The organism is Streptomyces sp. NPDC059080 (assembly GCF_042739975.1).
Classification (GTDB): domain Bacteria; phylum Actinomycetota; class Actinomycetes; order Streptomycetales; family Streptomycetaceae; genus Streptomyces; species Streptomyces benahoarensis.
Map to the genome: position 1 here is coordinate 42,936 of NZ_JBHYGX010000003.1, position 6,543 is coordinate 49,478.

Here is a 6,543-nt window from a genome sequence, read left to right on the forward strand (position 1 = left end):
CGACCGTGAGCCGGGGCGCCCCCGAGCGGGGGGGGGGCCGCCCCGGGCCCCCCCTCACCCCCGACCCGCGGTTGTTCTCAGCGTCGGGGGGCCCCCGGCGGGGGGGCGCGCGGCGCCCCCCGGGCGGCGCGGGGGGGGGGCCCCCCGAGACGCTGGGGGTGCCCGCCGAGGACATCGGCGCCCCCGACCCGCGGCAGCGGCTCTCCGTCGACCTCGCCCGGGAGGCCCTGGAGAGCGCCGGGATCCTCCCCGAGGGCCTGGCGGGCAGTGGTACCGGCGTGTTCATCGGTGCCTCGGAGTGCCCCCGGTCCACCGGGCGCGGCGCGGCCGGGGCCGACCGCTCCACCCTCGCGAGCAGGCTCTCCGCCACCCTGGGCCTGCGCGGTCCGAGCCTGGTCGTCGACACCGCGCGGTCCTCGGCGCTGACCGCCGTCCACCTCGCCTGTCTCGCGCTGCGCGGCGGTGAGTGCGACGAGGCGCTGGCCGGGGGGATCACCGTCCGCCGGGCGTCCTCGGGCGTCGCGGCGGAGGACGCCGATGGCGGGCTCCTCGTCCTCAAGACGCTGCGCCGGGCGCTCGTCGACGGTGACACCGTGCACTGCCTGATACGCGGCGGCGCCGTGAACCACGACGGCGGCGCCACCGCCGGGCCGGGCGCCGCCCAGGAGGAGGCGGCGCGCCGGGCCCGCGCCCACGCCCGGGTCGACGCCGCCGCCGTCCGGTTCGTCGAACTGGCCGCCACCGCAAGCCCGGTGCGGAGCGCGGTCCCCGCCGCGTCGGGCGGCCGTCCGGTGCGGGAGCCGCTGCCCGCCGACGCCGGTCCGCGTCCGGAGGGTGCCGCCGCCGCGCTCCTGAAGACGGTGCTGTGCCTGCGCGCCTCGGCCCATGTGACCGGTGAGGCACCGGTGTGGACCGGCGCACCGGAAGGGGCGGGCCGGACCGTGGTGCCGCTGTCGCGCCGGGGGAGCGAACGGGTGCTGGCGGGCGTCGGCGCGTACGGCGACGGCGGGACCTGCCATCTGGTGCTGTCCGACTGGGCCCGCAGGCCCGCGCCCGCGTCGGGTGCGGCCGTGCGCGGGGTGCGGCCGGGCGCCGCCGATGTCCGGCGGGCCGACGCCGAGCCTGCCACGTCCCCGGCGGACGCCGCCGCGACGCTGCGGGCCCGCGCCGCCCGGATGAGCGTGCATCTCGCGACCCGGCCCGGGTTCCGCCCCGAGGACATCGCCGACGCCCTCGCCCCCACCGCCGTCCGCCAGCCCCTCCCGCCGGTCGCCCTCCCCCCGGCGGCCCCGCTCACCGAGCCCGCGGGGCCGCTCCCGGAGGCGGTCCCGCAGGAGGAGCCGGGCGTCGCTGCGTCAGGCCCCGCTGTTGCCGGGGACGTTGCCGACCCGGTCGATCTGGCGGCCGGGCTGAATGATGAGCAGGTGCTGGAAATACTCGGGGAACTGCCCTTGCAGCGGCTCCGTGAGGCCGGACTGCTCTCCCGGTTGCTGGAGCTTGCCGGGCATCGCTGAGCCCCACGGCTCCCCGCAGTCCGCCACGTACGGCATGAGCCGCGCGGACGAGGCGCGTCGCACACACCACACATACGCCACGACGCCGCACCGGATCCTCGGTGCGGCGTCGTGGCGTATGCGGCGTACCGGGAGCCCACGTTTTCTGGATGTCAGGGGATTCAAACGTGGAAACCGGGACCCCCGAAAAGGGGTACCGGAATGTGCGGACGATTTCTTGGAAATTCCCCGGGACTCCTTTTTCCGGGGACACGGACTGTAGGGGGTGATAGGGGTTTGAGGGCATCGCGTGGGGTTGTCTGGCGTTACGGCTCGACGGGGACTTCGCCGGGCCGGTGGTGGCCGGCGAGGCATACGCGCGCGCCACTGCCCCGCCCACGTAAACGGCCTCGCTATTCTTCGGCCCGCGGATCGCGTGGTGGGTGCGCATCACCTCAGGGAGAAAGAAAGCCGTGGATTCCTTGGCCGAAGCTTTGCTCGGCGGAGCCACACCGGAAGAACTCGAACGACTGGAGCTGATGAGCGAGCATCTCGCCGCTCATCTCCGCGCCGAGGACGTCGGGATGTTCGGCGACGCCGAGGACAAGGGCGTCCGGAAATCCCCGCACGTCGGCCCGGTGCCGGAGAGCGCACCGGACGAGATCGTTGTCGCCGTCATGGCCGGCTCGATCCTTCGCGATATTTACGCGATTTTTGTCAACCGGCGGGAAATGACCCGGGACCCCTTTTCAGGGATGTCCCTCTAGGGGTTCGGGCGGTGAGACTGGGGTTCACGGCAGGGGTGCCACGCGGCTAAGTTGACGGAACGTTATTGAGCGGCGACGGTATGTGCGGCGGCAAAGAGTACGGTCGGATGCGCACCCGGTGCGGAGGAACACTTTCGACCCACCGCGCTCCCCGCGACAAGGTGCTCGAAAAGGGAATGCGAGAAGTGCGTTCCAGGTGCCCGGAGGAGCGAAATCCAGGGCGCCGGAAACTCTTTCCGCGCCGCGACCGTCGGCGTGCACGGGAGTGACGGAATGTGGGCTGGAGAGCGAGGAGCCATTCATGCGGTACGAAATTCTGGGGTCGCTACGGGTGACCGATGATCTGGCCGTCGTGCCGGTCAGCGCACCGAAGATGCAGGTCCTGCTGGCGACGCTGCTCATCCGGGCCAACCACGTCGTCTCCCGGGACGAGCTGAGCAACGAGATCTGGGGCAGCGCCCCGCCCCGGCGCGCCACTGCCTCCCTCCACGTCCACGTCTCCCAACTGCGTAAGATTCTCACCCGCCCGGGACGCCCCGGCACCCCGATCGCCACCACCGCACCCGGCTACATCCTGCGCCTCGACCCCGGCGAACTGGACCTGCACCGTTTTCAGTCCCTGTTGAGCGACGGGCGCCGCGCCGCCCGTTCCGGGCACCACGAGCGGGCCGTCGGCCTGCTCGGCGCCGCGCTGTCGCTGCACCGCGGGACGGTACTGGACGGCGCCGCCGGAGGCCCGGTCGTCGGGGGCTGCGCACGGTGGGCGGAGGAGGCGCGCATCGAATGCGCCGAACTCTTCGTGACGTCCGGCATGGCCCTGGGCCGGTACCAGGAGATGGCCGGAGTCCTGCGTTCCCTGCTCGCCCGGCACCCGCTGCACGAGGCGTTCTACCGGCAGCTGATGCTCTGCATGTCCCGCTCCGGCAGGCGCGCCGAGGCGCTGCGGACCTACCGCTGCGCCCGCGACGCCATCCGGCAGGAACTGGGCCTCGAACCGTCCCGGGAACTGCGGGAACTGCAGCGGATGATCCTGCTCGCCGATGACGCTCCACGGGACATGCAGCTGGTCGGCTGAGGTGCCCGAAGCGGGCCGAGCGGGCCGAGCGGGGCGGTCCGGCCGCTCCGCCGGTGCCCGTGCCGCCCCGCCCGGTGGTTCAGCCGGCCCGCTCCCGTCCCGCCTGCACGAGACCGCATTCGTACGCGAAGATCACCGCCTGGACGCGGTCGCGCAGATGGAGTTTGGCGAGCATCCGTCCGACGTGGGTCTTGACGGTCGCGGCCGACACCACCAGGCGTTCGGCGATCTCCGCGTTGGACAGGCCCTGGGTCACCAGGAGAAGGACCTCCCGCTCCCGGCAGGTCAGTTGTTCCAGACCGCTCGTGTCCTGCGGCATCCACCCATAGCGATGCGGCCGCAGTCGGCTGATCACCGTTGTTCTCCTTGGTCGTCGGTCATCGCGGATGAGCATGCCGAAGGGCGGGTGCGGAAGGTACCCCCAGTTGGAGGGGCACACCGTGAGCCCCTCCAGGAGGGTGTGTCAGGTGCGCGCGGTGTCGCTGCCGCTGCCTGCCGACCCGGTCGCCGGACAACCGGCCTGGGAGCTGCTGGCCGACCACGCGTGAAACGCCGCGGCCTGCCCGGGCTTCCCGGGGGCAGGCCGTACGGCTTCGGCGGACCATCAGTGGGCCGGTGCCGCCGCCCGGTCCCGCGCCATATGCAGCAACTGCACCGTGGCGCAGCTCACCAGCCGGTTGCGGTCGTCGAAGACCTCCGCCGACCAGATCTGCTGGGTGAAACCGCGGTGGACGGGCACCGCGCAGACGTGCAGCGTTCCGCTCACCGCCGGGCGCACATGGTGCATCTGGGTGTCCGCGCAGACCGCCACCTCCCCCTCCCCGGCGTTGAGGGCCCCGCCCGCCGAGGCCGCGCTCTCCGTCAGCGCCGCCAGTACGCCGCCGTGCACCGTGCCCGTCGCGCCGTGTATGCGCGGGGACAGGACCAGCGAGGCGAGCACCCGCCCCGCGGACACCTCCTCGTAGCGGATGCCGAGCAGGTCGTCGAATGGATGCCTCTGGGTGGGCAGCAAGGGTCTGCTCCCTTCAGGTGGGCCGGCAGCACGGGCGGGCGCCGCTGCACGAGGGGTCGGCGGTCACGCGCGTCGGCCCGGCCGCCCCGTGGTGTGCGGCGGCCGGGCGGTGCGGGCCCCGCGACGGGCCCGCACCGGCGCTCAGATCCAGTCCGGCTGCTCCGGGGGGATCCGGCGGCCGTTGGCGATGAAGAACGACCGGATGACGTTGCCGCGGGCCAGCTGGCGGTTGCGCGGGCCGTCGAGCGCCGCGGAGAACTCCTTGACCCGGTCGCTGTAGAAACCGCGCTTGCGGTACTTGCGGGTCTCCTCGTTGAAGATCTCCGCGATCATCTCGTCCGGCGTCCGGCCGACGAACTCGGCGAACTCGGCGATGGTGTCGAGCCGGGCGTTGCGGTCCTTGGTGTCGAGGTCCGACAGTTGTGCCGCATACCGCTGGACGGTGATCAGTTCGTGAAAGGCAGTGTCGGTCATGGTCTTTCCTCAGCAGGCGCCGTCGCAGGAGCCGACGCCGTCGTCATGGTTGCTGGCTGGTCGGAGCTGCCGGGCCCGGTGGGCGTTCCGGTCCCGGCGGGGGAGTCGAGGCCGTCGAGGAGGTGCCCCATCCGGGACCGCTTCGTCCGCAGATAGCGCAGGCTCTCGCCGTGCGCCGGGGCGAGCAGCGGCACCCGGTCGGCCACCCGTACGCCGTGCCGGGCGAGCGCCGCGACCTTGTCGGGATTGTTGGTCAGCAGCCGTACGCCGGTGATCCCCAGGTCGTGGAGGATCGCCGCGCCCGCGCCGTAGTCCCGGCCGTCCACGGGCAGCCCCAGGGCCACATTGGCGTCCACCGTGTCCAGGCCGGTGTCCTGGAGCTGGTAGGCGCGCAGCTTGGCGGCGATGCCGATGCCGCGGCCCTCGTGGCCGCGGAGGTAGACCACGGCGCCGGTGCCCTCGGTCGCGACCCGCCGCAGCGCCTCGTCGAGCTGCGCGCCGCAGTCGCACCGCAGCGACCCCATGAGGTCCCCGGTGGCGCACTCGCTGTGCAGCCGCACCAGCGCGGCGGCCGCCCCGGACACCTCGCCCGCCACGAACGCCAGATGCTCCACGCCGCCCGCCGCCGCGTACGCCACGCAGCGCAGCTCGCCGTGGGCGGTGGGGATGCGGGCCTGGGCCAGGCGGCGGACTTCCGCGGAGCCGTCGGGGTGGGCCGAAGGCCGCGACGGAACCCGGGAACCGGGCGCCGCCGCAGCCTCCGACATCAGCTCGGTTCTCACTCGGGGAGACCGAACATCCCCGCCAGGGCACGCAGCTCCGCCTTGCGGTGCGGCAGCGGCGCGGCGGCCTGGATCATCCCGGCGTCGGACAGCTCCTGCACCACGGACGGGTCGCTCTGGATGCTGTTGCCCCAGGTGCCGTCGAAGTACAGGTTCTCGAAGTCGGGACGGGGCCGCTGGCCGCCCGCCTCGGCGCCCTCGGCGGAGTAGCCGACCAGCTGGATCTGGGTCGGGATGACGCTTTCGGGCATCTTCAGCAGCTCACGGATCTGCTCCCGGCGGCCGGTGACCAGACCGGTGCCCAGGCCCTCGTCCGTCGCGGCGAGCAGCGCCGAGCCGACACCGAGACCGCACTCGAAGGAGCTGAGCCACTTCGCGAACTCGATGTCACCGGCGAGCACGTTGAAGTCCGGCGTCTTCATCGAGACGCTGTCGACGAACTCCTCGGACCAGCCGTAGCTGGAGGTGAGGGCGCCCACCTCGATCAGCTTGAGCAGCGTGGGGCGCAGCGGCTCCCACCCGGCCATGTCGGTGCACCACACGATGGCGACCGGCGCCTGGTGGGCCTGCGGCTGGTTGTAGACCGCGTCGATCAGACCGTCGCGCACCGCGTCCGGGGTCTCGCCCTTGGTGACGACGACGGCCCTACGGACCTCCTGCGCGTTGCCGTGGTGCGACTGGAGCCGCGCGGCCTGCAGGATCTTCTGGACCTTCTCCTTCTCCACCGGGCGCCATGCCTGGTAGTAGCGGGTGGTGCGGCGCGTACCGACGGCGCGCTTGAATTCCATGGATACTCCTCATGTTGATGGATGGATATCCACCGGTGGGGGGGCGGGGGGCCCCCCCCCCCGGGCACCGACCCCCAAGCAATTGCTTGCGGTTGTTTCCTACCCAGGTGGGCCGCACTACATAGACCAACACCACACCAGTCTATTATAAA

6 protein-coding genes and 2 pseudogenes are annotated in these 6,543 nt (G+C 72.6%); 3 read left to right on the forward strand and 5 right to left on the reverse strand.

Annotated elements, in window-relative coordinates:
* Positions 1 to 5: 5 nt before the first annotated feature.
* From ACFWWQ_RS02665 to ACFWWQ_RS02675, 3 genes are all read left to right on the forward strand, one after another.
* Positions 6 to 1,514, forward strand: a complete 1,509-nt coding sequence (locus ACFWWQ_RS02665; protein ID WP_384589498.1) for a beta-ketoacyl synthase N-terminal-like domain-containing protein — start codon at positions 6 to 8, stop codon at positions 1,512 to 1,514.
* A 452-nt stretch (positions 1,515 to 1,966) separates the two neighbouring features.
* Positions 1,967 to 2,260, forward strand: a complete 294-nt coding sequence (locus ACFWWQ_RS02670; RefSeq protein ID WP_384588934.1) for a hypothetical protein — start codon at positions 1,967 to 1,969, stop codon at positions 2,258 to 2,260.
* Positions 2,261 to 2,561: 301 nt separating this feature from the next.
* Entirely contained in the window at positions 2,562 to 3,335 is a 774-nt protein-coding gene (locus ACFWWQ_RS02675) for a BTAD domain-containing putative transcriptional regulator (RefSeq protein ID WP_384588937.1), read from the forward strand.
* Positions 3,336 to 3,414: 79 nt separating this feature from the next.
* Here the strand turns inward: ACFWWQ_RS02675 and ACFWWQ_RS02680 are convergent.
* The 5 genes and pseudogenes from ACFWWQ_RS02680 to ACFWWQ_RS02700 form a co-directional block, all read right to left on the reverse strand.
* Positions 3,415 to 3,633, reverse strand: a pseudogene (locus ACFWWQ_RS02680) (response regulator transcription factor); the annotation flags it as partial.
* 306 nt (positions 3,634 to 3,939) lie between these two features.
* Positions 3,940 to 4,347: a PaaI family thioesterase gene (locus ACFWWQ_RS02685; protein WP_384588940.1), complete on the reverse strand. Its 408-nt coding sequence runs from the start codon at positions 4,345 to 4,347 to the stop codon at positions 3,940 to 3,942.
* A 141-nt stretch (positions 4,348 to 4,488) separates the two neighbouring features.
* Positions 4,489 to 4,821, reverse strand: a complete 333-nt coding sequence (locus ACFWWQ_RS02690) for a hypothetical protein (protein ID WP_384588943.1) — start codon at positions 4,819 to 4,821, stop codon at positions 4,489 to 4,491.
* A pseudogene (gene ribA, locus ACFWWQ_RS02695) lies at positions 4,818 to 5,513 on the reverse strand (GTP cyclohydrolase II); the annotation flags it as partial. The pseudogene ribA and the gene ACFWWQ_RS02690, both read right to left, overlap by 4 nt.
* Positions 5,514 to 5,599: 86 nt before the next feature.
* Positions 5,600 to 6,391, reverse strand: a complete 792-nt coding sequence (locus tag ACFWWQ_RS02700) for a nitroreductase family protein (RefSeq protein ID WP_384588946.1) — start codon at positions 6,389 to 6,391, stop codon at positions 5,600 to 5,602.
* Positions 6,392 to 6,543: the final 152 nt, after the last annotated feature.